This is a genomic window from Ideonella sp. (genome assembly GCF_035254525.1).
In the GTDB taxonomy this organism is placed as follows: Bacteria; Pseudomonadota; Gammaproteobacteria; order Burkholderiales; family Burkholderiaceae_C; genus Ideonella.
Genome location: NZ_DATFAN010000117.1, coordinates 1 through 2,981, shown reverse-complemented (window position 1 = coordinate 2,981; position 2,981 = coordinate 1). Strand labels below are relative to the sequence as shown.

Here is a 2,981-nt window from a genome sequence, read left to right as displayed (position 1 = left end):
CGCCGTCGTCGTCGGCGACGATCACGTCGCCCGGGGTGACGAGCGCACCGGCGCAGACGATGGGGATGTTCACCGAGCCGAGCGTCGCCTTGATCGTGCCCTTGCTGCTGATGGCCTTGCTCCAGACCGGGAAGCCCATCTGGTGAAGCGTCTTCACGTCGCGCACGCCGGCGTCAATGATCAGTGCGCGCGCGCCGCGGGCCTGGAACGAGGTGGCCAGCAGGTCGCCGAAGTAGCCGTCGGTGCACTCGGCGGTGACCGCCGCGACGACGATGTCGCCCGGGCGGATCTGCTCGGCCGCGACATGCATCATCCAGTTGTCGCCGGGCTGCAGCAGCACGGTGACGGCCGTGCCGGAGACCTGGGCGCCGGCATAGATGGGGCGCATGTAGGGCTTGAGCAGGCCCACGCGGCCCATGGCCTCGTGGACGGTGGCGCTGCCGAATTTCGCCAGCGCATCGGCGATAGCGGAATCGGTGCGCTCGATGTTGCGGTAGACGACGCCGAGTTCGTACATATCAGAGCCCCTTCACTTTCAGCGCGGCGTCGAGCCGCGGGAACACGCGCCGCGCGTTGGCTTCGTAGACCTGGTGCTTCTGCTCGGCCGTCAGAATGGTCGAGGCCTCGATGTAGCGCTTGGTGTCGTCGTAGTTGAAGCCGGTCTCCGGATCCACGCCGCGCACCGCGCCGATCATCTCGCTGGCGAACAGGATGTTGTCGACCGGGATCACCTTGGTCAGCAGGTCGATGCCGGGCTGGTGGTAGACGCAGGTGTCGAAGAAGATGTTGTTCAGCAGGTGGTCCTTGAGCAGCGGCTTCTTCAGCTCCTGCGCCAGGCCGCGGAAACGCCCCCAGTGGTAGGGCACCGCGCCACCGCCGTGCGGGATCAGGAACTTCAGCGTCGGGAAGTCCTTGAACAGATCGGAGGTGAGGCACTGCATGAAGGCGGTGGTGTCCGCGTTCAGGTAGTGCGCGCCGGTGGTGTGGAAGCACGCGTTGCAGCTCGTGCTCACGTGGATCATCGCGGGGATGTCGTACTCGACCATCTTCTCGTAGATGGGGTACCAGTGCCGGTCACTCAGCGGCGGCGAGGTCCAGTGGCCGCCCGACGGATCGGGGTTCAGGTTGATGCCGACGTTGCCGTACTGCTCGACGCACTTGACCAGCTCGGGGATGCAGGTGGCCGGGTCCACGCCGGGCGACTGCGGCAGCATCGCGGCCGGAATGAAGTGCTCGGGAAAGAGCTGCGAGACGCGGAAGCACAGCTCGTTGCAGATCGCGGCCCAGGTCGACGAGGTCTGGAAATCGCCGATGTGGTGGGCCATGAAGCTGGCGCGCGGCGAGAAGATCGTCAGATCCGAGCCGCGTTGCTTCATCAGCTTGAGCTGGTTCGATTCGATCGTCTCGCGGATGTCGTCGTCGCTGATCTTCAGCTCCGACGCTTTCGGCGCCTTGGCCGGGTCCTTCAGGCCCGCGATCTGCAGGTCGCGCCACGCGCCGAGCGCGGCGGGTGCCGTCGTGTAGTGGCCGTGGACGTCGATGATCAGGCTCATGCTTTGTTTCCTTTCCAGATCGAGGCGGGCACCATCACCTCGCCGCGCATCAGCAGGCGGGCGGTGCGCAGCAAGGCTGCCTCGGTCACGTTCTGCGGGTTGTTGGGGTCCGTGGCCAGCGACACGCTGAACTCACCGGTGGGGTGTTCGACCGAGACCTTCTTGTGCGCGCCCTCCGGCATCACGGCAATGCCTTCGCACACCGAGCCTTCGAGCACGCAGGCGGTGCCGACGGTGACCGCGGCGAGCACGCCGATCGCGTCGTGGCACACGTGCGGGATGAAGCTGCGGGTACTGATCGAGCCCCCCGCGCGCGGCGGGGCGATCAGGGTCATCTTCGGGTAGTTCTTGGCGCTGACGTCGCCCAGGCCCATCTTCAGCGAGATGGCCAGGCGCAACGCCTCGATGCGGGTCTTCAGCTCGGTGTCGGCGTTCAACTCGGCCACGCTCTCGTAGCCGGTGCGGCCCACGTCTTCGGCCTTGAAGATCACCAGCGGCATGCCGTTGTCGATGCAGGTCACGTCGAGCGTGAAGGGCTCGAAGCCCACTCCTTCGACCGTGATGGTGTCGCGCACCCGGCCGGTGGGCAGCAGGCCCGAGCAGACCGAGCCGGCGGTGTCGAGGAAGTTGATCGTGATCGGCGCCGAGCTGCCGGGCGCACCGTCGATGCGGGCGTCGCCCTCGTACTCGACGACACCGCCGGGCGTCTGCACGGTGATGTCGCAGGCCATGTCGGTGTTCAGCGTCAGCACGCGGAAGGTGCTGGTTGGTCCCCGCGCCTTCACCATCCCGGTCTCGAGCGCGAAGGGCACGACGGCGGCCAGCATGTTGCCGCAGTTGGGCGTGGTGTCGACCGTGTCCTTGTCGGGCTGCAGTTGCGCGAACAGGAACTCGAGGTCGACGCCGGGCCGGGCACTCGGCGAGACGATGCCGACCTTGCTGGTCAGCGGGTGCGCGCCGCCCAGGCCGTCGATCTGCCGCTTGTCGGGCGAGCCCATCGCGGCGAGCAGCACCTTGTCGCGCGTGGCCGTGTCGGCCGGCAGGTCGCTGGCGCGGAAGAACGGCCCCTTGGAGGTGCCGCCGCGCATCAGCAGGCAGGGAATGGCAGTTTGCGGCATGGCGGCATTCTCGGAACCGCCTGCCATGCCGGCTAGGTTGAGGACGGACTAGCAGTTATCTCCGTCCGGCATATTGCCAGGGCCACCTACGCGCTCAGCAGCCCCTTGCGCTCGATGAACGCGACGACCTCGTCGAGCCCGGCGCGGGTCTTCAGGTTCGTCATGACGTAGGGCTTGGCGCCGCGCATGCGCTTGGTGTCGGCTTCCATCACCGACAGGTCGGCCCCTACGTAAGGCGCGAGGTCGGTCTTGTTGATCACGAAGAGGTCGCTCTTGGTGATGCCGGGGCCGCCCTTGCGCGGGATCTTCT

The 2,981-nt window shown here is 67.0% G+C and carries 4 protein-coding genes; all 4 read right to left on the bottom strand.

Features of this window, described 5'->3' with window-relative positions; all coding sequences use genetic code 11:
• Positions 1-517: 4-carboxy-4-hydroxy-2-oxoadipate aldolase/oxaloacetate decarboxylase (gene ligK, locus VJ693_RS11625; protein ID WP_324154275.1), on the bottom strand; the 517-nt coding region annotated here is incomplete at its 3' end.
• A 1-nt stretch (position 518) separates the two neighbouring features.
• On the bottom strand, positions 519-1,547 hold the full coding sequence (locus VJ693_RS11620; protein ID WP_324154277.1) for an amidohydrolase family protein: 1,029 nt from the start codon (positions 1,545-1,547) through the stop codon (positions 519-521).
• A 2-nt stretch (positions 1,548-1,549) separates the two neighbouring features.
• The gene (locus tag VJ693_RS11615) at positions 1,550-2,671 is read right to left on the bottom strand and encodes a 4-oxalomesaconate tautomerase (protein WP_324154273.1); all 1,122 of its coding nucleotides are present in this window, start codon (positions 2,669-2,671) and stop codon (positions 1,550-1,552) included.
• Positions 2,672-2,757: 86 nt separating this feature from the next.
• Positions 2,758-2,981: GTP-binding protein (locus VJ693_RS11610; RefSeq protein WP_324154272.1), on the bottom strand; the 224-nt coding region annotated here is incomplete at its 5' end.

What these genes read in the sequence shown, in the direction of transcription:
- VJ693_RS11615 (WP_324154273.1), bottom strand. Translation starts at nt 2,671, where the DNA reads ATGCCGCAAACTGCCATTCCCTGCCTGCTGATGCGCGGCGGCACCTCC.